Below are 13732 nucleotides of genomic sequence, written 5' to 3'. Positions count from 1 at the left end.
ACTCAAAGGGTATGTACAGAAATTAAGCATCACACAATTCCATTCTATTTATCTATTATCACTATGCCCACACCCACTTGTATATAGCAAGCCATTATAGTTTCAATAAATGGAACCTTTGGTCCCAAATCATTCCATTTTATTAAACTGTGTTCACTGTTATTGTTGCGCTTTGTTTACATCAACGCTACAAAATATTCGATACACCATGGGAAATTCGATAATGAAATACCTCGTAATGCCATTTTCACTATTATTATTCATTTTGATGACATCTGGCTGTACAGCCGATTCAGTTGAAGTGGCCCCCCCGACCATTCGGCCAGTAAAACTGCTGACCGTGACTGATGTAAACGCGGGTTCAGTACGCGCTTTCCCAGCTAAAGTGGCAGCAACAAAGCAAGCTACTTTAGCGTTTAGGGTTTCAGGCCATTTAGTGGATCTTAATCTGTTTGAAGGGCAGCAAGTGAAAAAAGGCATGACATTAGTTCGCCTTGATAATCGCGATGCAACCAACACCTTATTGAACCGTGAAGCTGACCATGAACTTGCAGCAGCGGATTTTAAACGTAAAGGTGAGCTATTACGTCGTGAGTTAATCTCGGCTGCCGATTACGACTTATCCAAAGCACAGCTTAAGTCTGCTGAAGCGAATTTAGCTAGCGCCCGTGACCAATTAAGCTACACAGAGTTAAAAGCCCCTTATGATGGCACCATCGCTAAAATTGATATGGATAATTATCAAATGGTGCAGGCAAACCAAACCATTCTAGTGTTGCAAAAAGACAGCAATATTGACGTGGTCATCCAAGTGCCAGAGTCTTTAGCAAGCAGCGTGACAAGGTTTAATCCTCATGCGGAATTTATGCCTGAAGTACGCTTTGCTAATAACCCAGCTAATGCCTATCCAGTGCGTCTAAAAGAGTATGCCACTCAGGTGACTCAAGGTACTCAAAGTTATGAGGTGGTATTTACCTTACCGCGCCCACAAAACATGACGGTCTTACCGGGTATGAGTGCTGAAGTGAGCCTAGATATTTCAGGTGTTGATACCAATAGCATCACAGCGATTGTTCCTGCTAGCGCGGTACTAAAACGTGATGTTGACGGTAAGAGTGTCATTTGGGCATACAGTGATGAGTCAGGCACAGTGAAACAGCACATAGTGACTATCGGTAATGTAACGACCCATGGTATTGAAATTATTGATGGTATTAATATTGGCGATCAAATTGTGGTTGCTGGTGTGCAGTACTTATCTGAAGACCAAGCAGTGAAGCCGTTGCGCTGGCAACGAGGTGTATAAGCGATGAATTTTGCAGAGTTATCGATCACTCGTAAAGTGATCAGCTGGATGTTCGCGCTATTGTTACTCGTTGGCGGTAGTATTTCATTTTTTAGCTTAGGTCAGTTGGAATTTCCTGAGTTCACCCTTAAAAATGCACTAGTGGTGACCAGTTACCCTGGCGCATCACCTGAACAAGTGGAAGAGGAAGTCACCTTACCGCTTGAAGATGCGCTGCAACAACTTGATGGTATAAAGCACATTGTTTCAATTAACAGTGCGGGTTTATCGCAAATCGAAATTGAAATTGTAGAGCAGTACGACAAAGACGCACTACCACAAATGTGGGATGAAGTTCGCCGTAAGGTCAATGACACGATCCCCCAGTTACCACCCGGGGTAAATACCCCATCTGTGATTGATGACTTTGGCGATGTTTACGGGATCTTACTCAATGTCAGTGGTGACGGTTATAGCAACCGTGAACTGCAAAATTATGCTGACTTTTTACGTCGTGAACTCGTGCTCGTTGATGGCATCAAAAAGGTCACCATTGCAGGTAAAATTAACGAGCAAGTTATTGTTGAAATGTCTCAGCAAAAGCTCAATGCGTTAGGCCTAGATCAAGATTACATTTACAGCTTAATTAATAGTCAGAACGTGGTGTCCAATGCTGGCAGTATCCGTGTTGGTGATAACCGTATTCGTATTCACCCAACAGGGGAGTTTGATAGCGTATCGGAAATGGAGCGCCTATTGGTGAGTGCGCCAGGTAGCACTAAATTAGTCTACCTAGGGGATATCGCTAAAATCTATAAAGACACAGAAGAAACCCCAAGCAATATCTATCATGCTAATGGTAAAAACGCATTATCGATTGGTATTTCGTTCTCAAGTGGCGTGAACGTGGTAACGGTTGGCGAAAGTGTCAATGCAAGAATGGGAGAGCTTAACGGCGAACTGCCTATTGGCATGCAGCTAGAAACGGTTTACGACCAAAGTAAGATGGTCGATCAAACGGTAAAAGGCTTTTTAGTCAGCCTTGCTCAATCTATCGCTATTGTGATTGGTGTGCTGTTAGTGTTTATGGGTGTACGCTCGGGCATCCTGATTGGTTTGGTGCTGCTGCTGACCATTCTTGGCACCTTTATCGTGATGAAAGTGCTTAATATCGAGCTGCAGTTAATCTCGCTCGGTGCCTTGATTATCGCGCTTGGTATGCTGGTGGATAATGCCATTGTAGTGACTGAGGGAATATTAATTGGTATTAAACGGGGCAAAACTCGCCTTGAAACCGCCAAAGAAGTCGTCACACAAACACAGTGGCCGCTACTTGGTGCAACCATTATTGCCATTATCGCTTTTGCGCCTATTGGTTTATCTGATACTGCCACCGGTGAGTTTTGTGTATCGTTATTCCAAGTGTTGTTAATCTCGTTATTTATTAGCTGGATTACTGCGATGACGCTAACGCCTTTCTTTTGCAATATGATGTTTAAAGATGGTGAAACGCCTACTGGAGATGCTGAGGATGACCCATACAAAGGTTGGTTATTTCAGGTTTATCGCACCACATTAAACCTAGCGATTCGCTTTAGAGTACTAACCGTTCTGTTAATTATTGCAGCATTAATCACCTCACTTGCTGGTTTTGGTCACGTGAAAAACGTGTTCTTCCCTGCGTCAAATACGCCAATATTTTATGTTGATGTGTGGATGCCTGAAGGCACTGATATCAAAGCGACTGAGTCTTTCTTACATAAAATTGAAGAGAATCTATTAGCTGAGCAAGCTGAAAAAGATGTCGGCATGGTTAACTTGACCACAGTGCTAGGCCAAGGCGCACAGCGTTACGTACTGCCTTATGTACCTGAAAAAGGCTACAGTGCTTATGGTCAGTTGTTAATTGAAATGACCGATTTAACAACAGTAAATAGCTATATGCGTGTGCTTGAACAAGAGCTAAGCCTGCGTTTCCCTGAGGCTGAATATCGCTTTAAATACATGGAAAATGGCCCAAGCCCAGCCGCTAAAATTGAAGCGCGTTTTTATGGCGAAGATCCAAAGGTACTGCGTGAAATCGCGGTTAAAGCCGAAGCGATTTTTAATGCTGAACCAACAGCTGTTGGCGTAAGACATAATTGGCGCAATCAAGTACAAATGATCCGCCCGCAACTTGCTTTTGCTCAAGCTAGAGAAACCGGTATTAGCAAAACGGACTTAGATAATGCATTACTGACCAACTTCAGTGGTAAGTCAGTGGGTGTGTATCGCGAAAATAGTCACCTGCTACCGATTGTTGCTCGTGCACCCGCGTCAGAACGTTTAGATGCTGAAAGTATTTGGGAACTGCAAGTATGGAGTAGCGAAAGCAATACCTTTGTTCCTGCAACACAAGTGGTTTCAAGCTTTGATACTGAGTGGGAAAACCCAATCATTATGCGTCGTGATCGTAAGCGTGTGTTGTCAGTGCTTGCCGATCCGATTAATGGTACCGATGAAACGGCTGATTCCGTATTCCGTAAATTACGTCCAGCGATAGAATCCATCGAACTACCAGCAGGCTATGAGCTTGAATGGGGCGGAGAGTATGAACTATCAACTGAAGCTCAAGTGTCAGTATTTAGCTCATTACCTATGGGTTACTTGTTCATGTTTTTGATTACGGTATTACTGTTTAACTCAGTCAGGCAGCCATTAGTTATCTGGTTTACGGTGCCACTGGCGTTAATCGGTGTGGTATCGGGTCTATTGTTATTTGATGCACCGTTTAGCTTTATGGCATTACTTGGCTTATTGAGCTTAACCGGGATGATCATTAAAAATGGTATCGTGCTGGTGGACCAAATCAACGTGGAGTTAGCTCAAGGTAAAGCCCCTTATCAAGCCGTTGTTGATTCATCAGTGAGCCGTGTACGACCGGTATTGATGGCGGCAATTACCACTATGTTAGGTATGGTTCCGCTATTAAGTGATGCGTTCTTTGGGTCAATGGCGATTACCATTATCTTTGGTCTTGGCGTTGCCTCGATGATGACATTAATTGTATTGCCAGTGATGTATACCATGGCGTTCCGTATTCCTTATCAGGGAGCCACGGTTAAAGCCTAATAGCTCGTGCTAAAAATGACGGCTAAAGTCATGTATAGCAGCTTATTACGTTATTATGGCCTCTGAATATAAAGCCTAACTTGAACTTCAAGTTAGGCTTTTTTTATCATTAAAAACTAGATTTGAACACTTGCTCAAACTATAATTGAACGGGTGCTCAAAATGAGCGGGATATCAGTTAAATGTAAATTGAAAAAACGAGATTGCCATGAGTAAACCTGCCAAATTTAACCGTGAAGAAACCATTCAAAAAGCCGCTAATCTTTATTGGGAAAAGGGCTTTCACGCAACATCTATGCGCAATTTGCAAGAAGTCATAGATATGCGCCCTGGTAGCATTTATGCAAGCTTTGGCAGTAAAGAGGGGTTATTCAAAGAGGCGCTACAGCACTATGCGCAATCGGGTGTTGCTCAGTTAAACTTATGTGTTGAGCAATCTGATTCACCACTTGCCGCACTAAAACTATTCGTTGAAGGTGCTATTTCATCTCGTAAACAGAATGCCCCAAGCGGTATGTGTATGCTGGTTAAAACAGTGGCTGAATTAACCGAAGAGCATGCCGAGTTACTTGCAGAAGCTAAGCAATCGCTTATTATGGTCGAAACTGCATTTGCTAAATTATTAGCCCAAGCACAAGACAATGGCGAGCTAGATTCAAGCCAAACGCCACAAGCCTTGGCTCGTTTCCTACAAGTGCAAATTATCGGTATTCGCACCTATGCCCATGCCAATAGTGACGACAATACCATTCAAGACTTTATTGAAGCCATATTCAGCAATCCACCCTTGGCCGGACGCGCTTAATCTGTCACAGATGTTAGCGAGCGAAGTGGGTTTGAAACTTAAGTATGGTTGAGGGATAAGTTAAGCCAAGGAGCAGGGATGACACAGCAAGCTATCAAACCCACGTTAGCATTTGATGTATATGGCACGTTAATTACCACCCATGGCGTGTTAACTCAATTACAGTCCATGGTGGGTGATAAGGCCATGGACTTTTCAAACCGCTGGCGCGAAAAACAATTAGAGTATTCGTTTCGCCGCGGTTTAATGCAAAATTATGTTTCCTTTACTGAATGTACTCGCCAAGCTTTGGAATATACCTGCCAGTACTATCAGATCAATTTGTCTGCTGAACAAAAACGTCACTTAATGGCATGCTACAAAACATTGCCAGCCTTTGATGATGTAAAGCCTGCTTTATCGGCGCTTAAAGAACAAGGCTATCGCTTGTTTGCGTTCTCTAATGGCACCAAAGATGCAGTTGAAACCTTACTGAAAACCGCAGACATTGATGGATTTTTTGAAGGTGTGGTGAGTGCTGATGAAATTAAAACCTTTAAACCTAATCCTGAAATATACGGCTACTTTTTAACGCAATCTCATTCCTCTGCAAGTCATACTTGGCTGATTTCCAGTAACCCATTTGATGTGACAGGTGCGATATCTGCGGGATGGAAAGCGGCGTGGATCCAACGTTCGCCTAAATCCATCTTTGATCCTTGGGAAATTGAACCAACAAGCATTGCAACGTCTTTATCTACGCTTGATGGTCAAATTGATAAAGCTTAGTCATTAAAGCCAGCAGATACTTAAGCCTCATAAGTAATCTACTCTCTGGCTAAAGATCATATAGGAACTATATGTTTATTCTAAAATATATACTTGTGATTGGTTATTGTATATTCGTCTACAAATTGTCTGGTAGCGAACGGAGTTTTAATAATTGGCTATTTGATTATATAAGTTCGAAACCCACTCAAAGTGAGCTAAAAAGTGTTGGTATTCAATGGCTATTGTTATCGTTTGAAGATGCTAAAGATGAAGAGTCTTTGAAAACCTGTTTAGAGGTTTTTGATGATGAGATTAAGGCAAGTTCGAGACTGAAAAAAATCGGTTATCGCATTGAAGGGAATATAGAAGCTCCGAATAAAGAGTCATGCTAATTAGAAGTCTCTCTACAAAAACTGGAAACGTTTTAGTGCGTGTTAATTATGCCGAGTTGGCATATTTTTAGAGAATGGATTGATTGGCAAAAATTGACAGGTACCGATAAGTTATTTTAACAGTACCTGCTTAGTATTATTCAGGCTTCAATTTCTGCTAATAACTCAACAAGAACCTGCTTATAAGACGCTACAGGGTGAGCTCCATTTAGCGCACTAGTGCGATTAAATACCACTGTAGGTACTGAAGAAATACCCGCCGAAGTCCACTGGTTTTTTTCCATATTGATGCGGCTTTGCACCTCAGGGTTATCCAATAAAGCCATTGCTTCATCGGCATTTAAACCTATGCTAGTGAGTTCATTCGCTAGCACTGCTCGGTCTGAAATATCTTTATGTTCAGTAAAGTAAGCAGAAAATAATCTCAGTTTTAGCTCAGTTTGTTTATGGAATTGCTTAGCGTAGTCCAACAAAATATGAGCATCGAAAGTATTGACGATATGCATCTGTTCGCCAAAATTGAACTCAAAACCTAATTCTGCCCCACGAGCAGTAATATTGGCTCTAGCACGATCACTGTCTTCTCTGCTCGAACCATATTTTCGGGCAACATGGGCTCGCAGCTCTTCGCCTTCTGCTGGCATATCTGGGTTCAACTCGAAAGGTTGCCATTCAAGTTCGATTTTATCTTCAATACCGAGTTCAGCAATGGCTTGTTCTAGCGCTTTATAACCAACAATGCACCACGGGCAAACAACGTCAGAAACGATGTCGAGTTTGATCTTTTTAGACATGTTACACCTTGCTTTTTATGAGTAATAACGAGAAAAGAAGAGCCAAAATGTTTTGGCTCTTTCTGTTTGAAACGATATCCAAATTTTAAGAATGTCTTACTTGTTGTCTTCCCAAGCGAATTTTTGGAATGGTGCATCGGTCGGTGTATGTGCAATGTGGTTAACGTAGTTGCTGATCACTTTTTGCGACAAACCTAAAATGATTTCAAGTAGTTGCTGTTGGCCGTAACCCGCTGCAAAGAATGCTTCCATTTCAGCATCAGATAACATGCCACGCTTACGAACCATTAATAATGTTGTGTCATGTAAAGCTTGCAGTTTTGCTGTTGGCATTGCTTCACGGTTTCTTAGTGCGTCTGATAATGCGCTATCAACTTTCATCATGTCTGCAATAGCAGTATGTGCTGGAACACAATAAGTACAGCCGTGTTCAACATTAATTGTCTGCCATACAACCGTTAACTCTTCAGCATTAAATGATGATTCAGAAAATAGTTTGTGCAGTACTTGGTAAGCTTCAAATGTATTTGGAGATTCTGCAAGAACACCATGTAAGTTCGGTACCATACCAAAAGCCTTATTAGACTGCTCTAACATTGCTTTACTTTCTGCAGGAACGGTTTCTAAGTTGTGAATAGTAAATTTGCTCATCTATCTCTCCGGCGAGTCATTAAAGTAATAAATAAATTGGCAATAAGTATCGACTGTTTACATCGCTGATTGTTTCAATCACTGCTTGTTTAAATCAACAGCTACTGCGTTAATTAGCGGTGCTGTCCGCTTGGTATGGTCATAATATAGAATAAGTTGAACGATCGTTCAATTGGTATTTTGAACATTCGTTCAATTGTTTTTGGGTTTATATTTATAGTATTGATTTAAAGCGTTATTTTTATGGTGGCTACTTTTTGCCATTCACTGAGTAAAATCTATTACCTAATCCCACTTAAATAGGTCATTATTAGTGATAAATCTGACTTCTATAACGGTATTTCATGTCTTTAACAAAACAACTCGCCCTCTTTATGGATGTGGTTCAGCAAGGCTCCTTTACGAAAGCGGCGGCGTTGCATGACATGGATAACTCGTTACTCTCTAAACAGGTTAAGAAGCTGGAAGCTGAGTTAGGTGTGCAATTGCTGAATCGCTCAACACGGTCATTTTCGCTGACCTCAGCTGGGGAAGAGATTTTAGAGCAAACCCAGAATTTAATGGAAACCCTCACTCAGATTCAAAATATTGCTGACTCTTATCAATCTGAGCCGAAAGGTATTATTCGTATTTCATCTTCTATTTACTTTGGTCAGCAGTATTTACAGCCTGTGATTGCCAAGTTTATGAAGTTGTACCCGAATGTAAAAGTGACCATGTCTTTGGATGATAAGCGCACGGATATTATTTCAGACCATTTTGACGTGGCTTTTAGGGTCGGTAAATTGGCTGAGTCGAATTTAATCGCTAAGAAAATTGCTAAAACTCATTTTGCGATTGTGGCCTCAGAAGGTTTTATTCAGCAACATGGTATGCCGACCAGCCCTGAGGAGTTAGTACAACTGCCGGCGGTGATTTATAGCAATGGTAATGTCAGTTTAGATCAAATGTGTTTGACAGAGACGCCCCATGGTGAGCAGTACAAAATGTATAAAATGCGCGGTAATTATAAGGTCAGTGATGTACGTGCATTGATTGACGCTGTGAAAGCCGGGTTGGGTTACAGCTCGATAGATTTGTTTAACCTTGAAGAGCCCATTTCTCAATCAAAACTAGTGCCATTACTGACCAATTATGGTCTTTCTACTATGGATACTGGGATTTACGCTGTTTACCCGCATCGTAAACAAACGCTATTGGTGAGTGAGTTTATTAAGGCGGTGCAAGAGTATATCGGTACACCGCCATTTTGGGTTGAGCATATTCCAGACTTTAAAAAACTCTATAAGTAGCAATATTTTATTTTAGTGAGATATTTCAGTCACAAAATTCATGTATTGATTCATATCGCCTATCACTGCTTGTTCCATTAACGCACCAGTGACTTTTGAATAGGGCTGATTGAAATGAATATCCCATACGTCAGATTCTTTGCGCCAATGCTCGTACACTGCAATAGTAGAGTCGTCGTCTTCCACGGTATATAAATCAAATAGCAAGTTACCAGGCTCTTTACGGGTTTGAGTAATGTGCTCTTCAAACTGTGTCAGCAATTGCTGGCGCATGTCTGGGTTTATTTTGAAAATAAACAAGATAACAAACACGTCATCTTCTGGATTGGCGGGCTTTAGGGCCACTGGTAATGGTGTTGTTTCACCAAGATTGAACAATTCCAGTGGTTTTTCGAGTGAATTTTCAAATAAGGCAATCATGGCTGAGGTGTAAGGCATAGCCATATGATGTTCGATAGCAGCTTGATTTTCCCAGCGCTCAAAAGCAAAAAACACATTAGGATTTTGGTTATCAACAAACAATTTCATTTCAATATTGCCTGCTTCACTTGCAGTGCCTTGCTTATTGGCTAGCAGTGCTGCTTTAAACTCAGCTTGATATTCAGGTTTTACAGTGAATTTTACAATTTGATTTAACATGGTGTGTTCCTTTTTACTGCTCATATATTAGGTGTTACAGTCACAAAAATTGGGGAGATGAATGTGATGAATAGTGGAGTTTTGATGATAAAAGGGTTAGCGGCACAGCAATGCCGCTAACCTAATGATTCTTATCTATTAGCCTATCTAATGAAAGTGGCGCTAATTGTCTGAAAATGAAGGCATTAAAAACCTTCTAGAACGATTTTGCCTTTGGCGGTTTGGCTCTCAAGTAACTGGTGCGCTTTACGTAAATTTTCTGCGTTAATCTTGCCAAAATGGTTACCCACAGTGGTTTTTATAATGCTGTCATCAATTAATGTTGCAACCGAATTAAGTAAATCATGCTGCGCCTGCATGTCAGTAGTTTGGAAGAATGAGCGAGTGAACATCATTTCCCAATGCACCGAAATCGACTTCATTTTGAAAGGCATGATGTCCAAGGTTTTCGGGTCGTCAATTAGGGCAAATTTACCTTGTGGCTTAATAACTTTTTCGATTTCCACTAAATGCTGTTCGGTGTTGTTTAAGCTCACAACATAATCCACTTCTGCTAAAGACTGAGCAGCAAATTCATCACTGAGTAAGTTGCGATGATTGATAATATGATCGGCGCCTAAATCTTCAAGCCAAGATACGGTTTCTGGACGCGATGCTGTGGCAATAAGCTCAAGGTTAGTCAGCTGCTTGATTAACTGCACCATGACTGAGCCCACGCCGCCAGCTGCGCCAATCACCAATATGCGTTTGTTTGTTTCATTTGCGGTTTGATTATTTGAACGCTCCACTTGTAAGCGATCAAATAATAATTCCCACGCGGTAATGGCCGTTAATGGTAAGGCTGCCGCTTCAGCATAAGAAAGCGCATTAGGCATATTACCTACAATACGTTCATCAACTAATTGAAATTCGGCGTTACTACCTGTGCGAGTGATATCACCTGCATACCAAACTTTGTCACCTATCTTAAACAAGCTAACTTCATCACCCACTGCGGTGACAACACCTGCAGCATCCCAACCGAGTACTTTCCATTGGTCTTGCTCTGCAGGCATGTCTTGGCGAATTTTATAGTCGACAGGATTAACAGACACGGCTTTTACTTCAACTAAAATATCGCGTCCAGTTGCTACTGGTTTTGTTAATTCAATGTCTTGCAGAGAGTTAACGTCCGTTACTGGTAGGCTATGTTGATATCCGATGGCTTTCATAATGAGGCTCCAATGTCTGTTTGATTAAATCATAATGCCGTGTTTTGTTACCGTGAAAAAGAGACATAATCACCAATTATTATGGTGTTAATAGTCCGCAATACGATGTTGATATATGGAAGGCTTTAAAGGGCGGATAGTTAATCCTATCTGTCAGTCCATAAAAAGCCCCGCTTGGTTAAGCAGGGCTATTGTTCATAAACGATTTAATTTATCGTTTTCAAGATGACTAAGATGAAGATTAACCTTCTGTCGATTTAGTCTCAGCACTTTTTGTTTCAGCACTTTTAGTCTCAGCACTTTTTGTTTCAGGGTAGAGATTATTCCACCACTGTGGCTCATCTTTTAAATGTAAGTCGAACCATGCCAATGTTGCATCCCACCAGTCAAAGCGTGCTTGACGGCCGTTAATATGATGGTCTTGGCCATTAAACTCAATGAGTTCTACAGGCTTATCAAGCATCTTAAGGGCGGTGTACATGTAGTGGCTTTCGCCTACAGGTACATTGGTATCAGCATTACCGTGTAGCAATAACATTGGGGTATTGATTTTATCTGCGTTGTACAGCGGGCTGTGCTCGACATATAAATCACGATTATTCCAAGGGAAGCTGCCTTTACTTGCTACACCTGAATAGCCGTACCCCCACCAACCGTGGCCCCAATAGGCTGATAAATTACTGATCCCTGCATGCGCCATAGAAGCAGCAAAAATATCGGTTTTAGTGGCTAAATACATGGTCATGAAGCCGCCGTAAGAAGCGCCCATATTACCCACACGTTTAGGGTCGACAAAGTTATGCGCCTTCAAGAATGCTTGAGTGCCTTCAATAATGTCATCAGCGCTATAGTCACCCCATGCGTTTACATGGCGGCCACTGAATGCTTGGCCGTAACCTGTTGCACCGTTTGGTTGAAGTACATACACCACATAGCCTTTAGCTGCCCAAAGGTTAAATGGCCAACGACCGGTGAAGTTACGTGTTACTGGCGACGTGCCGCCATAGTAATAAACTAAGGCTGGGTATTGTTTGTTAGCATCAAAATCTACCGGTAAATACACGCGGCCATCGATGTTGTGACCATGCTTGTTGGTGAAATCAAAATCTTGAATATCACCAATGCGAGTGTCGGCATAACTGGCAGCTTGGCTATCAAACAGTAGTGACTTTTTACCAGACTTCATAAAGTAGGCTTTTTGCGGCACGGTAGCTGACGTACCAGCATAAGCAATAACTGGCTTAGATAAGTCACTGGCTACGCTAAAGCGATTAACCATGTCCATTCCAGCATTCAACTTTTTAAAGCTTTTACGGCTTAAATCAAATAAATATAATTGACCGCGATCAGCTTCTCCGACGCGCAAAATCAAGTCATCATTACTAAGCTTTGCTGCGCCGCCGATAGCAGGATCGAAGTCTTTACTCAGTGCAATTACTTCGCCTTTGTCGCTGCGCCAATATAGTTGTCCGTCATAGTTATTGACGACAACTTGCGGGTCTTGAACCCCTAATCCTTTCATGAAGTCAGGACCGGCCATGATGTACATGCCATCGTCGGTGTAAGTGGCTGAGCTAAACGTGCGGTATTCGCCAATCATGGTTTCAGTTAAATCATTAACTGTTAACTCAACCAGTTGAGTTAAACCATGGGCAGGTTCTTTGTAATCCACTGGCGAGCGAGTTAGTAGTAACTTACCGTCGTCTGCGTTGCTATCAAGTAAATAACTGCTGAGCTTGCCATTAGTTAACTGGCGAATAAATCCTGACGGGGTATCCAATAAATAGATTTGGCTGTTGTTGCGCCAGTAACTCCATCTGTCTTCTAGTGCTTGAAAGCGTTTGTTAGTGGCTTTCTCATCAGCTTTGAATGGCTTTTCCCAACTGAAGAGCAAATTGTCACCGTACCAATGCAAACCTGATACCTTGTCCATTTGAGTCGCTGCGATATCAATACTGATGTCAGATACGTTGAGTAATTGAATTTGTTTGTCTGCAACGAATGCCAGTTGTTTACTGTTATTTGACCATGCGGCGCTTGCTGGAGCACTATCTTGCCAGCGATACATGACCTCTTTATTTGAGGTGTTGACTAACTCAGTGACACTCACTGGTTTGTCGTCATTATTGGCAGGATAATGGCTTTTGGTTTGCAGTAAGTATTTACCATTAGGCGATAAGTTAAGGCTGGTGATCACTTCTGAATCAAATAACTGTTCAGCTGAAACTCGATGGGTTTTAGTGGCTGTGAAGCTTGGGGTATCAATATCTGACTTACCTTGCCAATCGAGACTGAATTCAGTTTCAGCATCGCTACCATCGGCCAATATCATTAACTGATAGTCACCGCTTTGCAATGCAAGCTCTGCTTCATCTGCTGCTTTTAATAGCACACCATTGAGGTAAATCTGAGGCTTGTTAAGGCCCGCAACTTTTAACGTACCTTGAGTGAACCGCTCAGCGCTGAGCTGAATTTTATAGCCAATCCAACCTGCTTCAGAGGTCGTTTTAGCTTCGCCCCACTGATAACTCTTGCCGAAAATATCGATGTCAGAATGTGTTGATAATGCGTTTGCTAGATTGGCTCTTAGTGCATCACTGTGGCTACCAGCAGATAACGATTGAGATGTTGCAATGGCAACGGGGCCAAATTGTTTGATGTGACTTTTATCGATTTCAGCGCTATGGCTAAATCCCGAAAACGCCAAAGCGATACTGGCACAAACCAGAGAGAGTGCTTTCATGGGGCATCCTTGTTGTTATTAATTCTGTGCTTGAATATAAACCCAATTTTTAGCCCTAC

General features: G+C 41.9%; 11 protein-coding genes. 6 read left to right on the top strand and 5 right to left on the bottom strand.

All coding sequences use genetic code 11. The features are described from left to right. Positions 1 to 223: 223 nt before the first annotated feature. From L2735_RS12120 to L2735_RS12100, 5 genes are all read left to right on the top strand, one after another. Complete coding sequence (locus L2735_RS12120; RefSeq protein ID WP_248984958.1) at positions 224 to 1306, top strand: efflux RND transporter periplasmic adaptor subunit; 1083 nt, start codon at positions 224 to 226, stop codon at positions 1304 to 1306. A 3-nt stretch (positions 1307 to 1309) separates the two neighbouring features. Then, entirely contained in the window at positions 1310 to 4396 is a 3087-nt protein-coding gene (locus L2735_RS12115) for an efflux RND transporter permease subunit (protein ID WP_248984957.1), read from the top strand. A 208-nt stretch (positions 4397 to 4604) separates the two neighbouring features. After that, complete coding sequence (locus L2735_RS12110; RefSeq protein ID WP_248984956.1) at positions 4605 to 5201, top strand: TetR/AcrR family transcriptional regulator; 597 nt, start codon at positions 4605 to 4607, stop codon at positions 5199 to 5201. A gap of 93 nt (positions 5202 to 5294) precedes the next feature. Continuing rightward, positions 5295 to 5969: a haloacid dehalogenase type II gene (locus tag L2735_RS12105; protein ID WP_248985002.1), complete on the top strand. Its 675-nt coding sequence runs from the start codon at positions 5295 to 5297 to the stop codon at positions 5967 to 5969. 71 nt (positions 5970 to 6040) lie between these two features. Then, entirely contained in the window at positions 6041 to 6343 is a 303-nt protein-coding gene (locus L2735_RS12100) for a hypothetical protein (protein WP_248984955.1), read from the top strand. Positions 6344 to 6483: 140 nt separating this feature from the next. Here L2735_RS12100 and L2735_RS12095 read toward each other — a convergent pair whose 3' ends face one another. Together L2735_RS12095 and L2735_RS12090 are read right to left on the bottom strand one after the other, a co-directional pair. Further along, positions 6484 to 7137: a DsbA family oxidoreductase gene (locus L2735_RS12095; protein ID WP_248984954.1), complete on the bottom strand. Its 654-nt coding sequence runs from the start codon at positions 7135 to 7137 to the stop codon at positions 6484 to 6486. Between the two features lie 96 nt (positions 7138 to 7233). After that, the gene (locus L2735_RS12090) at positions 7234 to 7788 is read right to left on the bottom strand and encodes a carboxymuconolactone decarboxylase family protein (protein WP_248984953.1); all 555 of its coding nucleotides are present in this window, start codon (positions 7786 to 7788) and stop codon (positions 7234 to 7236) included. 344 nt (positions 7789 to 8132) lie between these two features. Between L2735_RS12090 and L2735_RS12085 the strand changes: the two genes are divergently transcribed. Next, complete coding sequence (locus L2735_RS12085; protein ID WP_248984952.1) at positions 8133 to 9080, top strand: LysR family transcriptional regulator; 948 nt, start codon at positions 8133 to 8135, stop codon at positions 9078 to 9080. A 12-nt stretch (positions 9081 to 9092) separates the two neighbouring features. Here L2735_RS12085 and L2735_RS12080 read toward each other — a convergent pair whose 3' ends face one another. From L2735_RS12080 to L2735_RS12070, 3 genes are all read right to left on the bottom strand, one after another. After that, complete coding sequence (locus L2735_RS12080) at positions 9093 to 9719, bottom strand: putative quinol monooxygenase (protein WP_248984951.1); 627 nt, start codon at positions 9717 to 9719, stop codon at positions 9093 to 9095. Between the two features lie 185 nt (positions 9720 to 9904). Then, the gene (locus L2735_RS12075) at positions 9905 to 10930 is read right to left on the bottom strand and encodes a zinc-binding alcohol dehydrogenase family protein (protein WP_248984950.1); all 1026 of its coding nucleotides are present in this window, start codon (positions 10928 to 10930) and stop codon (positions 9905 to 9907) included. A gap of 241 nt (positions 10931 to 11171) precedes the next feature. Next, the gene (locus L2735_RS12070) at positions 11172 to 13673 is read right to left on the bottom strand and encodes an alpha/beta hydrolase family protein (RefSeq protein ID WP_248984949.1); all 2502 of its coding nucleotides are present in this window, start codon (positions 13671 to 13673) and stop codon (positions 11172 to 11174) included. Between the last annotated feature and the right edge of the window lie 59 nt (positions 13674 to 13732).

It is taken from the genome of Shewanella olleyana, from assembly GCF_023283825.1.
GTDB classification, from domain to species: Bacteria; Pseudomonadota; Gammaproteobacteria; order Enterobacterales; family Shewanellaceae; genus Shewanella; species Shewanella olleyana.
The sequence above is the reverse complement of the archived record's forward strand: the minus strand, read 5'-3'. Positions and strand labels throughout refer to the sequence as shown.